Annotated in this window: 16 protein-coding genes and 1 pseudogene; 4 read left to right on the top strand and 13 right to left on the bottom strand. The window is 63.3% G+C overall.

From position 1 onward, the window contains the following. Nucleotides 1-9 precede the first annotated feature (9 nt). Together IEX64_RS18200 and dapE are read right to left on the bottom strand one after the other, a co-directional pair. Nucleotides 10-1,248, bottom strand: coding sequence for a dicarboxylate/amino acid:cation symporter (locus IEX64_RS18200; RefSeq protein ID WP_188821880.1), 1,239 nt, complete (start codon nucleotides 1,246-1,248; stop codon nucleotides 10-12). A gap of 135 nt (nucleotides 1,249-1,383) precedes the next feature. Next, nucleotides 1,384-2,541 carry a succinyl-diaminopimelate desuccinylase gene (gene dapE / locus IEX64_RS18195; RefSeq protein WP_188821877.1) on the bottom strand — a complete coding sequence of 386 codons (1,158 nt, stop codon included), beginning with the start codon at nucleotides 2,539-2,541 and terminating at the stop codon, nucleotides 1,384-1,386. 55 nt (nucleotides 2,542-2,596) lie between these two features. On the opposite strand from dapE, the gene IEX64_RS18190 reads away from it, so the two are divergent. Together IEX64_RS18190 and IEX64_RS18185 are read left to right on the top strand one after the other, a co-directional pair. Further along, entirely contained in the window at nucleotides 2,597-3,061 is a 465-nt protein-coding gene (locus IEX64_RS18190) for a cupin domain-containing protein (protein WP_188821875.1), read from the top strand. Nucleotides 3,062-3,514: 453 nt separating this feature from the next. Then, a complete protein-coding gene (locus tag IEX64_RS18185; protein WP_188821873.1) occupies nucleotides 3,515-4,933 on the top strand; it encodes a methyl-accepting chemotaxis protein in 1,419 nt (472 codons plus the stop codon). A 278-nt stretch (nucleotides 4,934-5,211) separates the two neighbouring features. Here the strand turns inward: IEX64_RS18185 and IEX64_RS18180 are convergent, their stop codons facing one another. Together IEX64_RS18180 and IEX64_RS18175 are read right to left on the bottom strand one after the other, a co-directional pair. Further along, a complete protein-coding gene (locus tag IEX64_RS18180; protein WP_188821871.1) occupies nucleotides 5,212-6,054 on the bottom strand; it encodes a S1/P1 nuclease in 843 nt (280 codons plus the stop codon). 2 nt (nucleotides 6,055-6,056) lie between these two features. Next, on the bottom strand, nucleotides 6,057-6,722 hold the full coding sequence (locus tag IEX64_RS18175; protein WP_188821869.1) for a glutathione S-transferase family protein: 666 nt from the start codon (nucleotides 6,720-6,722) through the stop codon (nucleotides 6,057-6,059). Nucleotides 6,723-6,836: 114 nt separating this feature from the next. Between IEX64_RS18175 and IEX64_RS18170 the strand changes: the two genes are divergently transcribed. Further along, a complete protein-coding gene (locus tag IEX64_RS18170) occupies nucleotides 6,837-7,259 on the top strand; it encodes a DUF2141 domain-containing protein (RefSeq protein WP_188821867.1) in 423 nt (140 codons plus the stop codon). Here IEX64_RS18170 and IEX64_RS18165 read toward each other — a convergent pair whose 3' ends face one another. The 8 genes from IEX64_RS18165 to IEX64_RS18130 all read right to left on the bottom strand — a co-directional run bounded on the left by IEX64_RS18165 (nucleotide 7,260) and on the right by IEX64_RS18130 (nucleotide 13,794). Continuing rightward, nucleotides 7,260-8,261, bottom strand: coding sequence for an inorganic phosphate transporter (locus IEX64_RS18165; RefSeq protein WP_188821865.1), 1,002 nt, complete (start codon nucleotides 8,259-8,261; stop codon nucleotides 7,260-7,262). Nucleotides 8,262-8,272: 11 nt separating this feature from the next. Then, complete coding sequence (locus IEX64_RS18160; RefSeq protein WP_188821863.1) at nucleotides 8,273-9,397, bottom strand: DUF47 family protein; 1,125 nt, start codon at nucleotides 9,395-9,397, stop codon at nucleotides 8,273-8,275. A gap of 121 nt (nucleotides 9,398-9,518) precedes the next feature. After that, nucleotides 9,519-10,160 carry a ribosome biogenesis GTP-binding protein YihA/YsxC gene (gene yihA / locus IEX64_RS18155; protein WP_188821861.1) on the bottom strand — a complete coding sequence of 214 codons (642 nt, stop codon included), beginning with the start codon at nucleotides 10,158-10,160 and terminating at the stop codon, nucleotides 9,519-9,521. Between the two features lies 1 nt (nucleotide 10,161). Continuing rightward, a complete protein-coding gene (yidC, locus tag IEX64_RS18150; protein ID WP_188821860.1) occupies nucleotides 10,162-11,946 on the bottom strand; it encodes a membrane protein insertase YidC in 1,785 nt (594 codons plus the stop codon). A gap of 58 nt (nucleotides 11,947-12,004) precedes the next feature. Continuing rightward, nucleotides 12,005-12,235: a membrane protein insertion efficiency factor YidD gene (gene yidD / locus IEX64_RS18145; protein ID WP_229710564.1), complete on the bottom strand. Its 231-nt coding sequence runs from the start codon at nucleotides 12,233-12,235 to the stop codon at nucleotides 12,005-12,007. Between the two features lie 26 nt (nucleotides 12,236-12,261). Then, nucleotides 12,262-12,645, bottom strand: coding sequence for a ribonuclease P protein component (gene rnpA / locus IEX64_RS18140; RefSeq protein ID WP_188821856.1), 384 nt, complete (start codon nucleotides 12,643-12,645; stop codon nucleotides 12,262-12,264). A 174-nt stretch (nucleotides 12,646-12,819) separates the two neighbouring features. Then, nucleotides 12,820-12,954: a 50S ribosomal protein L34 gene (rpmH, locus tag IEX64_RS18135; protein WP_039388288.1), complete on the bottom strand. Its 135-nt coding sequence runs from the start codon at nucleotides 12,952-12,954 to the stop codon at nucleotides 12,820-12,822. Nucleotides 12,955-13,023: 69 nt separating this feature from the next. Next, complete coding sequence (locus IEX64_RS18130; protein ID WP_229710555.1) at nucleotides 13,024-13,794, bottom strand: alpha/beta hydrolase; 771 nt, start codon at nucleotides 13,792-13,794, stop codon at nucleotides 13,024-13,026. Nucleotides 13,795-13,936: 142 nt separating this feature from the next. Here IEX64_RS18130 and IEX64_RS18125 point away from each other — a divergent pair. Then, nucleotides 13,937-14,587: pseudogene (locus IEX64_RS18125) on the top strand (magnesium chelatase domain-containing protein); the annotation flags it as partial. 38 nt (nucleotides 14,588-14,625) lie between these two features. On the opposite strand, the gene IEX64_RS18120 reads toward IEX64_RS18125, so the two are convergent. Next, nucleotides 14,626-15,422, bottom strand: a 797-nt coding sequence (locus IEX64_RS18120; RefSeq protein WP_188821854.1) for a hypothetical protein, incomplete at its 5' end; no start/stop codon positions are given.

Raw genomic sequence — 15,422 nt, 5'->3', positions numbered from 1 at the left:
GGTCAGCGCCTAGACGTCGTCCGCGCTGATCATTTCGGCGCGGTCGATCTCGCCGGTCATGACCGCCACCGTGGTCGCGACGGCGGCATCGCCGCTGACGTTGGTGGTCGTGCGCATCATGTCCATGATCCGGTCGACGCCGGCAACGAAGGCGATCGTTTCCAGCGGTACGCCCACCGCGCCGAAGACCAGCGCCATCATGATCAGCCCCGCGCCCGGAATGCCCGCCGCGCCCACCGCGCCGAGCGTCGAGAGGATCGAGATCAGGAAGTAGTCGCCCCAGGACAGATCCACCCCGAAGACCTGCGCGCCGAACAGCGTCGCAAGGCCGAGGTACATGGCGGTGCCGTTCATGTTGATCGTCGCGCCCAGCGAGATCACGAAGCTGGCCACCGAGTTGCTCACGCCCAGGTTGCGCTCGGCGCAGCGCAGCGTCACCGGCAGCGTCGCGTTGGACGAAGCGGTGGAATAGCTCACGGCCATGGCATCGATGATGCCGCGGAAGAAGTCGTGCACCGGCAGCTTCGCGAGGAAGTGGATCATCGCCGAATAGATGCCGAAAATGATGAGCAGGCAGCCGAGGTAGTTGAGCCCCACCAGCTTGGCGAGCGCGATCAGCGCGTCCTGCCCCAGCGTGCCCGAAACCCAGGCCATGAGCGCGAAGACGCCGAACGGGGTCAGCTCCATCACGATCATCGTGACTTTCTGCATGACCACCGCGCCGCTGTCGAAGATCTTGGCGGCGGGCTCTCCGTCCTTCTCGGCCATGAGGATGCCGATGCCGATCAGCATGGCGAAGACAATCAGCGGCAGCACCTGCGCGTCGGCCATGACCTTGACCGGGCTTTCGGGCACCATCGAGAGGATCATGTCGACCGCGGTCGTGTTGTTCGGTGCGGGCGTGGGGCCAAGCTCGATAGCACTGGCGTCGATCCCCTGCCCCGGCTTGAAGAAGGTGCCGAGCGCCAGCCCCAGCCAGACGGCGATCTGTCCGGTCACGACGAAGAGCAGCATGGCCCGTCCGCCCACCGCACCCAGCTTGCGCAAGTCGCCGATGGCGGCAACGCCCGAGACCAGCGAGAAGAAGATAAGCGGGACGACGAGCATCTTCACCGCCCTGATGAAGAAGTCGCCGATCCACTTGATCGATTCCGCATCCGGCCCCCACAGCAGGCCGGTGATCGTGCCCAGCACCAGCGCGGCGATCACGCGCTGCCAGAGCGGAATGGCAAACCAGAATCGAAGCATGAACAGTCCCCAAGATCGGCAGCAAACCGGAGTGCATCACGGCCGCCCGGCGCTGTCACGCCTGCCGACTAGCCCCGCAAGAATATTTCAGGCGAGACTAACACCCTAACGCGCCCGGTCAATCCGGACGCCAGTTCAGTCCGGATCGCGATCCGCCAGCGCCGTCTCGACGACGCGGCGGTAGATCCGGGCCAGCGCCTCGAGATCGTCCATCGCCACGGCCTCGTCGCGCTTGTGCATCGTCGCGTTGCACAGGCCGAACTCGATCACCGGGCACAGGTCCTTGAGGAAGCGCGCGTCCGACGTGCCGCCGCTGGTCGAAAGCTCGGGATCGACGCCCGTCTCCGCGCGGATGGCATCGGCGAGCAGCGTGGAGAAGCGGCCCGGCTCGGTCAGGAAGCTCTCGCCCGAGATCACCGGCCGCGCCACACCGCCGTGCTTTTCGGCAATGGCCGACACGCGCGAGCCCAATTCAGCGCCGGTGTGCAGATCGTTGAAGCGGATCGAGATGCGCGCCGCCGCCCGCGCCGGGATCACGTTGTGCGCGGGGTTGCCCACGGTGATGTCGGTGATCTCGAGGTTGCTGGGCTGAAACCAGTCGGTGCCCTCGTCGAGCGTCAGCGCATCGAGTTCGGCCAGCATGGCGACCAGCTTGGTCACCGGGTTGTCAGCCATGTGCGGATAGGCCACGTGGCCCTGCACGCCCTCGACGTCGAGGAAGATGTTCACCGAGCCGCGCCGGCCGATCTTCATCACGTCGCCCAGACGGTTGACCGAGGTCGGTTCGCCGACGAGGCACAAGTCCGGAATATCGCCGCGCCCGCGCATGAGGTCCATCAGCGCGCGGGTGCCGTAGATCGCCGGTCCTTCCTCGTCGCCGGTGATCACGAAGCTGACCGTGCCGGCCTCGGCCGAAATGTCCCGGACCGCCGCGACCATCGCCGCGATCGAGCCCTTCATGTCCACCGCGCCGCGGCCGTAGAGCAGGTCACCGCGCCGCTCGGGCAGGAACGGTCCCGTCGTCCAGCCGTCGCCGGGCGGCACGACATCGAGGTGGCCGGCAAAAGCGAAGTGGCGCGATCCTTCCGGGCCGCGTCTGATGGCGAAGAGGTTCTCCACCGGCCCATCGGGCGCTTCGCCGGCAACGAAACGCGCCACGTCAAAGCCGAGCGGGGCGAGCTGCTGCTCGAGACAGTCGAACACCATGCCGGTGGCCGGCGTGACGCTGGGACAGGCGATCAGGGCTTCGGCAAGTTCGGTTACGCTTGCCGCGGAAGAGGCAGTCTGGGACATATCCGCGCTATTCGCACAAGCCCGCAGCGATAGCCATAGGGAGGAGAATACCGCCATGCCCAAGCTCGACATCGAAGCGATCCCCCAGTCCAATGCCACCGGTTATCCGGCGCCCTACGACGAAGCGGTATCCGGGCGCTGGTGGCGGCGTCTCGCGCCTGTCGGAGGGCTGACCGAGATGGGCGCCAGCCATGTCGTGCTGAAACCGGGAGCATGGTCCAGCCAGCGCCACTGGCACGACCATGAGGATGAACTGCTGATCATGCTCACCGGGGAAGCCGTGCTGGTGGAAGACGGCGGGCGCACGGTGCTCAAGCCCGGCGACGTGTGCGCCTGGGCCAAAGGCGTGCGCGATGGACACCACCTGATCAACGAGAGTGATGCGGACTGCAGCTTCGTGGCGATCAGCGCTGGCGACAGGAACGGCACCGGCGCCTACCCGGACATCGACATGACGTTCAGCAGCGAAGGCTACTTCCACAAGGACGGCACACCCTACGCGACCCAGCGCTTGCGCTGACACGACCGAACTAAGCACCAAAATGGACCTTTTGTGCGTCTTCGACCAGCGGCGCAGGCAAAGCCTCGCTTTCGGAGAATGGATCTTCGGCACCTTCCCGAAGGTACAGGTCGAAATACTCCCTCAATGCCAGCAAAGAGATGCTAAGTAACGGATATCAATAAAACAAATCGCTTTAGAAATACACTCCATATTAACCATGTCGGGATGGTTAACAACTGAAAACATCAGCCTCGCACATCCCACTCATGCCCGAACTTCAGGAACCTTCACAAATCGCAATGTATAAAGATGCTGAAATACGCATCAACACGTAGGCACATGCCCACCAAAAAAACGGGTCGCATGTCTAGGTACGGTTAACAGTATTTCATTTGACAGCGGCTGAACCGAATCGACTGCAATCGATTATCGGGCGGTTTCAAACGTTTGAAGGGGCAGAGGAACAAACACATGCTAGACTGGTTTGAAAAGAAAGCACCGATTCGGCAGAAATTCAAAGTGCTGCTGATCGTCCATACCGGACTAGGCTGCGTAGGTCTGGCAACAACGGCGCTCGCTGTCGCAGGCAGCCTTCCCGGTCCGGTGCTCATCGGTATCGCGGCCTTGGCCTGTGCGGCGATCGTCGCTGCGGTTCTGATCTCCGCTGATCGCATCTGCCGGCCCTATGTGAACACCGTGGTGCGCATGGAGGCCCTCGCTGCCGGCGACACCACCAGCAACATCCAGTATACGGAATACGAAGACTGCGTCGGCCGCATGACGACGGCCATGGCCACGTTCCGCGACAACGCGGTTCGCGTGCAGGAAGCCGGCCAAGCCCAGGAAGTGGTCGTGGGCCAGCTGGGTCAATCGCTCAAGGCATTGGCGAGCCAGCGGCTCGACTGCCGCATCGACCAGCCGTTCCCTGCTGAATACGAAGCGCTGCGCAACGACTTCAACCGGGCGCTGGCCTCGCTGACCGATACCCTTTCCTCGGTTCGCCAGACTGCCGATGCCGTACTGACCGGTTCTTCGGAAATCCACACCGCATCCGACGATCTGTCGCGCCGCAACGAGCAGCAGGCCGCGAGCCTCGAAGAGACGTCGGCCGCGATGAATCAGGTTACGCAGGGCGTGAACGAAGCCGCCAGCGCTGCGGTCGGCGCACAGCAGACCATTGCCGATGCCAACCGCGAGGCCACCGAAGGCGGCGTCGTCGTCGAGAAGGCCGTAAAGGCGATGAGCGCTATCGAGCAGTCTGCCGAAGAGATCAGCCAGATCATCGGCGTAATCGACGGTATCGCCTTCCAGACCAACCTGCTGGCGCTGAACGCCGGCGTGGAAGCCGCCCGTGCGGGCGATGCCGGCAAGGGCTTCGCCGTTGTCGCCAACGAGGTGCGCGCCCTTGCGCAGCGTTCGGCCGATGCCGCCAAGGACATCGGCGCGCTGATCACGGCATCTTCCGAGCATGTCGGTTCGGGCGTGAAACTGGTCGGTGAAACCGGCGACCTGCTCTCCAAGATCGTCTCGCGCGTCGGCGAGATCAACACGCAGATCTCCAGTATTGCCACCAATGCCCAGAGCCAGGCGGCCAGCCTCAGCCAGGTCAATGCCGCGATGGGCGATCTCGACCGCGTGACCCAGCAGAACGCGGCCATGGTCGAAGAAGCCAGCGCGGCAACCCGCTCGCTCGCGGATGAAGCCAAGGTGCTTTCGCAGGTCGTGGGCCGCTTCACATTCGACGGCAAGTCGGTGCCCGCCGCCAGGGCTGCCCTGCCAACCATCGGCAAAGCGAAGCCCGCTCCGGCCGCCCGCCAGTCGAGGCCGATGGTCGAGGGCAACCTCGCGCTCAAATCGCAGCCGGTCGAGGAAGACTGGTCGGAGTTCTGACCGCCTGAGAGGGGACTTTCGGGAAGGGGCCGGCCGCTTGCGGTTCGGCCCCTTTTCCTGTGCCTCGCCCCAAAGCGGAGCGCGTGCTTTCCTACACGCCCCCCGCCCGGCACACTGTGCGCGGCATCCTTGTGCCCCGCTCCTTGAACCGTAAGTTCACCCGCCCCCAGGCACGCCGCGAAGTGTGAAGTTTCGCGCGGCATAGGCTATTGAATTCCGCGGTCTTTCCAGAACTCACTAATGCCGGAGTGGGCAAACTTTGAACTTGGCCCGGCCTGTCAGCTCAGCGCCTTGTCCAGCATCTTCGCCAGCCGCAGGCCCGCCCGCTCTATGCGTTCGTCGACGATGGGAATGGCCTTCTGGATCGCTTCCTCGCTCCAGACCACATGCTCGGCCTCGTCGCCGTCGCACGGCAGTTTTCCAAAGGCAGCCGGGTAGAGGAAGTCGCGCGAGACCTGCCAGCTCTCCTTCGCCCAGTCCTCGACGCCACCCGTGGCCAGACGCGCCTTTTCCTCGGCACTGTAGCGGCGAACCAGCGGCGGATTGGCGGAGGAAATCGCGCGCTCGGCCTCGGGGCCGTCCCAGATCCAGTGCAAATTCAGACCCGGCGCGATGCCATAGTCCGCCTTGACGCGGTTGCCGCCCAGATCCTCGTTCTCGCCCACGTGGAGCGGCTGATGCAAATCGCCGACGAAGTGCGTGAGGAACATCAGCGCTTCGAGCTGCTGTTCGGCGGGCAGGCGTCGGTCCGCCAGCAGCCGGGCAAAGCGTTCGACCTGCCCGGTCACGCAAATGCCGTAGGCGCACTTGGCCTTGATGTCGAAAGGCTTGCACACGGAGATGTTCTGGTAGTGCCACGGGAACGTGTAGGCCCAGCGCCAGCCTTCCCCGCGCACGCAATCCGGCCAGACCGAGGCATCCTCGAGGCTTTTCACCGGGCAGTCGGGCGTCAGCAATTCGGGCGCGGCATGGAGGATGCGCCGGATCTCCGCCCGCGTGCGCGGCGTGACGTTCTTCATCGCGATCGAGGCGACGGTGCGGTGGCCATAGGCGCCCCAGGCCATGGCCGGCGTGGCGGCGAGCGATACGAGCGCCGCGATCAGCAGGAAAAAAGCACGCATCGTCAGGTCACCGGCATTTCGTACTGCTCGATCACCCAGTCCTCGGCCTCGGCCGCGGCAATCCACTGCTGCATCCATTCATGCTCCCACACGGCCTGCATATAGGCCTGCGCAAAACCGGGCACACCGATGCCGTAAGTCAGGAACCGGCTGACGACCGGCGCGTAGATCACGTCCGCAGCGCCGAACGTGCCGAATAGAAACGGCCCGCCCTTGCCGAAGCGCGCCCGCGCCTCTGCCCAGAGCGTGAGGATGCGGACGATATCGGCCCGAACTTCCTCTTCGATCTGCACGTTCTCGGCCCGCGCGCGAATGTTCATCGGGCAGGAGCGGCGCAGCGGCAGATAGCTGGAGTGCATTTCCGCCACCATCGAGCGCGCCATCGCCCGCGCATCCTCGGGCTTGGGCCAGAACCGGTCGCGGCCGACCTTGTCGGCGAGGTATTCGATGATCGCCAGACTGTCCCACACGACGGCCTCGCCGTCCCACAGGATCGGCACCTTGCCGTGGCTCGGCGCGAGATCGTCGGAGCTCTTCTTGCGATGCTCCCAGTCCTCGCCGAACAGCGGAACGGTCAGTTCGTCGAAATGCAGGCCGGACTGCTTGCAGGCGAGCCAGGCGCGCAGCGACCAGCTTGAATAGTTCTTGTTGCCGATGATGAGCTTCACGGGCGGGGGTCCCTCTGGCTTTGCTGCGGACCTAGGAGGTCAGACGCCCGCTGTCGAGGTCGAAGCGAGGCAAGGCGCATGGACTTGTGATCCCTGATGGATCATAAGTGACGCATGCACAGACTCGCTGCCGTGTTGCTCACACCCCTGCTGCTCGGCGCGGCCTCTCCCGGCAAGCCGGTGGTGGTCGCCGTCTCGGGTATCGGTGCGGCCAAGGGCATAGTCCATGTCGACATCTGTCCGGCGAAACAGTTTACCCGGGAGGACTGCCCCTGGGCAGCCGAAGCCGTCGCCCATGCCGGAACGACCACCGTGACGGTACCGGATGTCCCTCCCGGCCGTTACGCGGCGCAGGCCTATTGGGACGCCAACGGCAACGGCAAGGCAGACCGCAACTTCATCGGCATGCCGCTCGAACTCGTCGGCTTTTCAAACGATGTGCAGGTAAAGCTGTCACGTCCGAAGTTCGCCGCAGCCGCCTTCGACCATGGGACCGCGCCCACGCGCATCACCTTTGCAGTGCGCAAGATCCCCTGATCAGAACAGGCGCGTGAGCATATAGAACAGGGCGCCGACGGCAGCGCTCGCCGGGATCGTGATGATCCAGGCCACAATCACGCGGCTCGCCACCGACCAGCGCACCGCACTGGCCCGCCGCGCCGCGCCGGTGCCGACGACGGAGCCGGTAATGGCATGGGTCGTGGACACGGGAATGCCCATGGCGCTGGCCCCGAACACGACGAACGATCCGGCCGTCGACGCGCAGAACCCCGAGTGATGCGTAAGCTTTGTCAGCCGCGTGCCCATGGTCTTGATGATCTTCCACCCGCCCGAAAGCGTTCCGAGCGCAATCGCCGTGTAGCAGGACAGCACGACCCATTCAGGCACATGGAAATCGCCCGTAAGATGCCCGGTCGAATAGAGCAGCACGGCGATGATGCCCATCGTCTTCTGCGCATCGTTGCCGCCGTGGCTGATCGAGTAAGCGGCGCTGGAAAGGAGATGCAGGCCCTTGAACGTGCGGTTGGACCCGCGCGACGACACCCCCTGAAACAGCCAGCTGGTGACCAGCATCAAGAGCATCGCAATGGCAAAGCCGATCATCGGCGAGGCCACGATCGCGACGACCGTCTTCGTCGTGCCGCTCCCTTCGACGACGGCAAAGCCGCCGTGCGCCATGCCCGCGCCCAGGAGACCGCCGATCAGCGCATGGCTGGAACTGGAAGGAATCCCCTTGAGCCAGGTCACCACATTCCAGAACATCGCCCCGACCAAGGCCCCGAAGACGACAGCCGGGGTTACCGCGTCCTTGTCGATGATCCCCTTGCCCACCGTTTCGGCGACATGGAGGCCGACAAACCAATAGGCAGCGAAATTGCCCACGGCAGCAAATACCACCGCCATGACCGGCGAGAGCAGCCGCGTCGCGACAACCGTGGCAATGGCATTGGCGGCATCGTGCAAGCCGTTCAGGAAGTCGAACGCCAGCGCGAGCGCGATGAGGCCGATCAGCAGCGGCAGGGCAAGACTGTGATCCATCGGGAATAGGCTCAGGCGTGATCGATCACGAGGCCATCGATCTCGTTGGCGAGATCCTCGAACCGGTCGACGACGCGTTCGAGCCGCTTGAACATTTCCTGGAGCACGATGAACTGCAGCGGATCGCTGTTGCTGCTGGCCTTGAATACCCGCTTCAGCCCCTCGGCGTGGATCTGATCGGCGTGACCTTCCATGCGCACGAGACGCTCGGTCAGTTCGTGAAGCCGGTGGCCGTTGTCGGCGATCTTGCGCAGCAGCGGCATGGCTTCGGCCGTCAGACGGGCGGCATCGACGATAATCGCGGCCATGTCGCGCATTTCGGGTTCGAATTCGGAGACCTCGTAAAGGTCCACGGCGCCCGCCGTCTGCTGCATCTCGTCGATGGCATCGTCCATCGTGGTGATCAGGCTGGTGATGGCCGAACGGTCGAACGGTGTCAGGAAGCTGCGACGAACGGCATGCAGCACTTCGCGCGTGATGTCGTCGGCGTCGTGCTCGCGCTCCTCGATCTCGCGGATATGCTGCGCCCGGCCCGGTCCACCCTGCGCAAGCCTTGCGAGCGCGTCGGCCCCGGCCACCAGCGTCGCGGCCTGCTTCTCGAACAGATCGAAGAAATGGCTCTGCTGCGGAAGCAGCTTCTGGAACCACGCAAACATCGTATTGACCCCTGTTTTCTTTACGACTGCGCCGATAAACCGGGCGGGACTGGCGGCAGCGCGAAACTCGCTTGCGCCGAACGAGCGGATGAGCGCCTGCAGGTCTTCCTCGTCCACGGCATCGGCCGCATCGGCCAACGAAAACCACTTTCGCTCGCGCTGGTGCTGCTCGTCCCAGGTATCCAGTTCTTCGGTCACGGCGAACGGGAAGACATCCACATCCGCCCATACCGAAGCGCCGGACCTGCGACGCTTGCGATAGCGATAGGAACCGATCGGCGTCGGGCACACGGCGCCGAGTACGCCCGCCTCTTCCTCTGCCTCGACGGCTGCGGCGGAATGGGGCGGCAGTCCCTTCATCAGCCCCCCCTTCGGGATCACCCAGCGACGCGTTTCACGCGACGTGATCAGCAGGATCTGGATGGGGGCATCGACGGCAAGGCCAAGAGTTCGATAGGGAAGTACGGCAATCTGGCGCATCGGCGAGACCTCCTCCTTCCTGGCGCAAACTGGAGCGTGCCCTTAACCGAGCTGTAGTCGTCATACAATCGTCACAATGACGGAAACCCGGGGTTATCCTGAGGAAACCCCCGGCCTTTGGTCAAAGTTCCGCGTCTCCGAGCACGGCGGCGCGCAATTCTTCTATACCCATGCCCTTTTCCGAACTTGTGACATGGACCTCCGGAAAGGCTGCCGGGTGCTTGCGCGCTTCGGCGATAGTGGCGGCGTGCACTTTCGCCAGCTCGCTCGCCTTGATCTTGTCGGCCTTTGTCAGGACGATACGATAACCCACGGCGGCCTCGTCGAGCATCTTCATCATCTCGACATCCACCGGCTTCACGCCATGGCGGCTGTCGACGAGCAACAACGTGCGCTTGAGCACGACGCGGCCACGCAGGAACTCGCGCACCAGACGCCGCCACTTCTCGACAACCGCAGGAGGTGCCTTGGCAAAGCCGTAGCCGGGCATGTCGACCAGGCGGAACTGCAGTGGATCGCCCACATCGAAGAAGTTGAGCTCCTGCGTGCGCCCCGGTGTAACCGAGGTGCGGGCGATCGCCTTGCGCCCCGTCAGCGCATTGAGCAGCGACGACTTGCCGACGTTCGAACGGCCGCAGAAGGCGACTTCCGCCACATCGGGATCGGGCAGGAACTTGAGTGCGGGCGCGCTCTTCAGGAACGTGACCGGTCCCGAAAAAAGCTTGCGCGCGCGCTCCGTCAGGTCATCGGGGCTCTCTTCCACGTCAGGCCTTGCTCTTCTCGCGGTCGGCTGCCCGCTGCTTGTCCTGCGCGTCCTTGTCGGCCTGTGCCTTCAGCTGCGGATGACGGCTGTAGAGGTACTTCTGCTGCGCGATAGTCAGCAGGTTGGACGTGATCCAGTACAGCAGCAGGCCCGAGGCGAACGGCGCCATAACGAACATCATGAACCACGGCATCAGCGAGAAGATCTGCTGTTGGGTCGGGTCCATCTGCGCCGGGTTCAGCTTGAACTGGAAGTACATCGTCACGCCGAGCAACAATGCCAGAATGCCGATGGCAAGGAAGCCCGGAGGATCGAACGGCAGCAGGCCGAACAGGTTCAGGATATGCAGCGGATCGGGCGCGGAAAGGTCCTTGATCCACAGCACGAAGGGCTGGTGACGCATCTCGATGGCGAGGATCAGCGTCTTGTAAAGCGCGAAGAAGACAGGGATCTGCAGGAACATCGGAAGACAACCGGCAAGCGGGTTCACGCCTTCCTTCTTGTACAGCGCCATAACCTCCTGCTGCTGCTTCTGCTTGTCGTCCTTGTAGCGGTCCTGGATCGCCTTCATCTTCGGCTGGATCGCGCGCATGGCCGCCATGGAGGCGAACTGGCGCTGGGCGATCGGAAACATGATGCCGCGCACGATCACCGTGAGCAGGATGATGGCGACGCCGAAGTTGCCGACAAACTTGAACAGCGACGTGAGCAGCCAGAAGATCGGTTTTTCGAACCAGCGGAACCAGCCCCAGTCGATGGCGAGGCCGAAGTTGGAAATGCCCTGCTTCTCATAGGCATCGAGGACTTCGTGTTCCTTGGCGCCGGCAAAAAGCTTGGTCTCGCGGGTCAGCGCCTGACCGGGCTGCACGACTTCGCGGTCATAAAGCAGGTCTGCACGGAAGATGTGATCGCCGAGCGAGCGGAATGCGCCGCCGGCCTTGGCTCCCACCGGGGCCATCGTCGACATCCAGTAGACGTCGGTAAAGCCGATCCAGTTGGCATTGCCGCTTTCCTCGATCGTCTTGGCATCCTCGACATCATCGTAGTTCGTGCCGAACGTCACCGAACCGTCGAAGGCGCCGATCGGGCCCGAATGGACGTTCCAGGTGTCGAGGCTGGCGGTCTGATCGGTACGGTTGACGAGCCCGAACGGCTGAATGGTGATCGGGCTGGACCCCTTGTTCACCACGCGCTGATCGGCGGTGATCATGTAATCGTCGTCGATCTTGAGCGCGATCGTGTAGACCTGCCCTTGCCCGTTGTCCCAGCTCAGCGTGACCGGGCTCGACGGCGCCAGCTTCGCGCCGGCGGGCGCTTTCCACACGGTCTGACCGTCGGGCGTGGCAACGCCCTGACCGACCCAGCCGAACTGCGCGAACTGCTGCGCCGGCGTACCCGCGGGCGAATAGATGCGGACGGGACCGGAGTCCTTCTTCACCGTCTCGCGGTGGCGGTTGATGACGAGATCGTCGATCAGCGCGCCGGTGAGGTTGATCGACCCCGAAAGGCCAGGCGCTTCGATGGGCAGGCGACCTCCGCCGGCCAGTGCCGTCTCGAGATCCTGCTGTTCGAGAGCGACTTCCGCCGCATCGCGCAGACCGCCTTCGCGGGTCGGCTTGATCTTGCTGGGGTTGGTCGGCTTTGCCGCTTCCTCAGCGCCACCTGCCTGCTCGACTTGCGTCGGCGTCTTGGTCTGCGGGTAGAAGTAGCCGACGCCGGCCTCCCACCCGAAGAGAACAAGGGCAGTCAGAACGACCGCCAGGATTATGTTGCGCTGATTATCCACGAAGACGTTTCCTGTCGTATTCCCGTAAGCCGCGACATCGTGGGCCGCCCGCTTCTCGTCAGTCTTTCTGCTTCAAGTCCGGTACGGGATCGTAACCGTGACCGCCCCAAGGTTGGCAGCGCAATAGACGCCATATCGCAAGGCTTCCACCCTTAATCGCACCATGCTTTTTGACCGCCTCGATGGCGTATTGCGAGCACGAAGGGCTGTAGCGACAGGTCGGCGGCATGACCCGCGAAGGGCCCAGCTGCCAGGCGCGCGCGATCCCGATCAGCAGAAGGCCGGGCAGCGATACGATGAAGGACCATACCCTTTTCACTTGCGCCTCCTGCGCGGTGCGCCCTTGCGCCGGGCAGGATCGCCCTTGCCGGCTTTCGCCCGGCCGAGCGCCGCCACCAGTTCCTCGCGCAACAGCCCGAAATCGCGCTCTACGCCGCCGTCACGGCCGATCAGCACATGGTCGGTATCGACAAGGCCATGCTCGGGCAGCACCTCGCGCAGCAGAGCGCGGAAGCGGCGCTTCATCCGGTTGCGCACGACCGCGTTGCCGATCTTCTTGGTGACGGTGATCCCCGCACGCTGCCCCTGTCCTTTATTGGCATTCGCCAGCAGGACGAACCCCGGACGCGCGACTCGCAGGCCCCGGTTGGCGGCGAGAAAATCCGACCGGCGGGTCATGGTCGCGTAGGGGGCAGTCATGATGTCAGGTCTACACAGATTGGCCTAGTCGCGGAACCGAGCGGACCGATTCGTACATGCTTTGGCCCCAAACGACGGCGGCCCGCGCCGCCGTCCGGTTCCGCCGCTGCTGCGTGCGGAGTGTCGGACGGCGGCGCGGGCCAGTGCCGCATCCAGCCGTGAGGCTGGAAAGGATTAGGCCGAGAGCTTCTTGCGGCCGCGGGCGCGGCGGGCGCGAAGCACCTTGCGACCACCGACGGTCGCCGTACGGGCACGGAAACCGTGACGACGGGCGCGGACAAGGCGGCTGGGCTGGAAAGTGCGCTTCATGTCAGTCCTCGAAAAATTCCATGGCCCCGAAGGACCGAACAAAAAGGGCCGCCCGCAGCGGACGACCGTTTACAGACGGGCGCCGTTACTGGAGGCCCGCGTGAGAGTCAAGGACGTCTGCGTCTGGACTGCCGCGTTTCCGGCCTGTGCGCGGTCAAGATTGACCCACAGACCCATGACGCCGGTGCCGAACCACTTGGCCGATTCGAACGGCACCGAGTTGGTCATGGCATAGAACGCTTCCGCCTCGATCGGGCTCATGCCCATGGTCTGATAGTATTCGAGGTAACGGCGATTCTCGGGCGCGTTCTTCGAATAGTCGTCAGGCTCGAGCCCGGTGTTGTCCTGCCACGAATGGACGGCGAACTCGGCACCGGGATCGGCATAGCGCCGTGCGCCCGCGAGAAACAGCTCCACCCCGCCCGAGCGCACAGAACCGCCGTCCGGCACATGCATGGCGATCCCGCGTTCGCGGATCATCCGGCCAAGACGCAGGTTGGCCAGATCATCCTCGGTTCCGGGACAGTCGACCATTTCGATTTCGGAGATACCGGGATGGTCGCGCAACATGGCCGCGAACTGGGCCGGGCTGCCTCCATTGGTCACGTCCACAAGCGCGGCACGCTGGCGATCGAGGACGCGGAAAGGACCGTAGGCAGCAGTCCCGGTCGGCACGGATACCGATGGCTGGACCACCCAGCGGGAAGGCAGGCTGCGCTCGCCACCGTCGTGGATCGGATCGGCATTCAGATCCACGAACTCATAGTCGATGGTCTGCGCCGACAGGGGGGACGCGGCAAACAGACCAAGAAATACAAGGATTGCACGGGACGAGCGCATGGCCGGAAAATGCGGCCCGGCCACTTACCCAAGTGATGAGAGAAAAGGTTAAAACGTTGTAAGGCATGAATTCCTTGCCTTCGCGTCCTCCCGCTTCAAGCGCATAGTCATACGCGACACGCTGCCAATACAGGGGGACTTCGTGGTCGCGCTGGTTTCGACCGTAGCCTATCTCGGACTCGAAGCACGCGCCGTCGAAGTGCAATGTCAGGTCGCGCCGGGCCTGCCTGCTTTCGCGGTGGTGGGCCTGCCGGACAAGGCCGTGGGTGAGAGCCGCCAGCGCGTTTCCGCTGCGCTGACCGCAATGGGCCTTGCCCTTCCGCCCAAGCGCATCACCGTCAACCTCTCGCCCGCCGACTTGCCCAAGGAAGGCTCGCACTACGACCTGCCCATCGCACTTGCCCTGCTGAGCGCCATGGGCATCGTCGATACCGAGCAGATGGCCGACTTCGTGGCGGTGGGCGAACTGGCGCTAGACGGGCGAGTCATCCCGTCCCCCGGCGTGCTGCTCGCCGCGCTTCATGCCAGCGAGAGTGAGAAGGGCCTGATCTGCCCGGCCGCACAGGGAAGCGAGGCGGGATGGGTCAGCGGTGGTGCCAACGGCATGCCGGTTGTCGCCGCGCCCGATCTCATCAGCCTGCTCAATCACCTCAAGGGCAATCAGGTGCTGCCGCCGCCCGCCCCCGGACAAGTCGATCCGCCCGAGCACGGCCCCGATCTCAAGCAGGTAAAGGGCCAGGAAACCGCCCGCCGCGCGCTGGAGATCGCCGCGGCCGGCGCACACAACCTCCTACCGTTGTCACGTAAAGGACCCTAGGCTTTCAAGGGCGTCTAAGCACTTTCATGAAACGTCAATTTTGGCGCAAGCTCGTTCATTGCGTAGTGAACAAACTGCTTGCCGAGTTCGGTCAGTTCGTATTGCTCAACACGGTCAAACGCTGATGTCATGACCTTGCTGCCTTGCCCCTTCCCAGTCTTGGCAGGTGTCTTCTTGATGAAGTTTCCATGATAGTCCGTTTGCCGATGCTGCCTGATTACTCCGCCCATGCTCAAGTCGCGAATGAGCATCCGATAAAGATCGGCATCAGCAGAATTTTCTTGCACCTGCTTTCGACCTAAGTTCTCCCAAATTCCACCTCTGGTAATTCCGGGACTACGATACACTTCACCAATCACCTGAAAATGGAAATCTGAGTATTGATCCAGCCAATCTATAAACAGACTTATCACGTCATCTGAAACGACAGATGAACCTGCAGCGTTAGATAGTATGTTTCTAATCTTTTCCCGCTTTCCCTCAGTATCTATAGAAGACCATTTCCTGAAACTCTTCTTCAGCAACGCTTGGTACTCTGGCGATTCGATGCGTTTAACGGTCTCCTCGTCCTGCATGTCGAGCCTTGCCATTATTTCCGCGATAGTTTTTCCCTTTTCACGCAACTCATCCTCAAGCATCTGAATCCACTGCCTGAGGACGTTTTCAGCGTGCGCCTGCTCTTTCTCACTCCACATTCCGGCGATTGCCGCAAGAATGCCGCCAACGAAGGGAATCATCCCTGAGGTGTGGACCGGCGTGCAAAAGGAACCCCGTAGCGGGTTGATCGGCGTCCAATCGGGACCCCTCATTC

Source organism: Novosphingobium indicum (assembly GCF_014645195.1).
Lineage (GTDB): Bacteria > Pseudomonadota > Alphaproteobacteria > Sphingomonadales > Sphingomonadaceae > Novosphingobium > Novosphingobium indicum.
The sequence above is the reverse complement of the archived record's forward strand: the minus strand, read 5'-3'. Positions and strand labels throughout refer to the sequence as shown.

Excerpts from the sequence above, each read along its gene's own strand:
- IEX64_RS18200 (WP_188821880.1), bottom strand. The coding sequence starts at position 1,248 with ATGCTTCGATTCTGGTTTGCCATTCCGCTCTGGCAGCGCGTGATCGCC.
- dapE (WP_188821877.1), bottom strand. The coding sequence starts at position 2,541 with ATGTCCCAGACTGCCTCTTCCGCGGCAAGCGTAACCGAACTTGCCGAA.
- IEX64_RS18190 (WP_188821875.1), top strand. The coding sequence starts at position 2,597 with ATGCCCAAGCTCGACATCGAAGCGATCCCCCAGTCCAATGCCACCGGT.
- IEX64_RS18185 (WP_188821873.1), top strand. The coding sequence starts at position 3,515 with ATGCTAGACTGGTTTGAAAAGAAAGCACCGATTCGGCAGAAATTCAAA.
- IEX64_RS18180 (WP_188821871.1), bottom strand. The coding sequence starts at position 6,054 with ATGCGTGCTTTTTTCCTGCTGATCGCGGCGCTCGTATCGCTCGCCGCC.
- IEX64_RS18170 (WP_188821867.1), top strand. The coding sequence starts at position 6,837 with ATGCACAGACTCGCTGCCGTGTTGCTCACACCCCTGCTGCTCGGCGCG.
- IEX64_RS18165 (WP_188821865.1), bottom strand. The coding sequence starts at position 8,261 with ATGGATCACAGTCTTGCCCTGCCGCTGCTGATCGGCCTCATCGCGCTC.
- IEX64_RS18160 (WP_188821863.1), bottom strand. The coding sequence starts at position 9,397 with ATGCGCCAGATTGCCGTACTTCCCTATCGAACTCTTGGCCTTGCCGTC.
- rnpA (WP_188821856.1), bottom strand. The coding sequence starts at position 12,645 with ATGACTGCCCCCTACGCGACCATGACCCGCCGGTCGGATTTTCTCGCC.
- rpmH (WP_039388288.1), bottom strand. The coding sequence starts at position 12,954 with ATGAAGCGCACTTTCCAGCCCAGCCGCCTTGTCCGCGCCCGTCGTCAC.
- IEX64_RS18130 (WP_229710555.1), bottom strand. The coding sequence starts at position 13,794 with ATGCGCTCGTCCCGTGCAATCCTTGTATTTCTTGGTCTGTTTGCCGCG.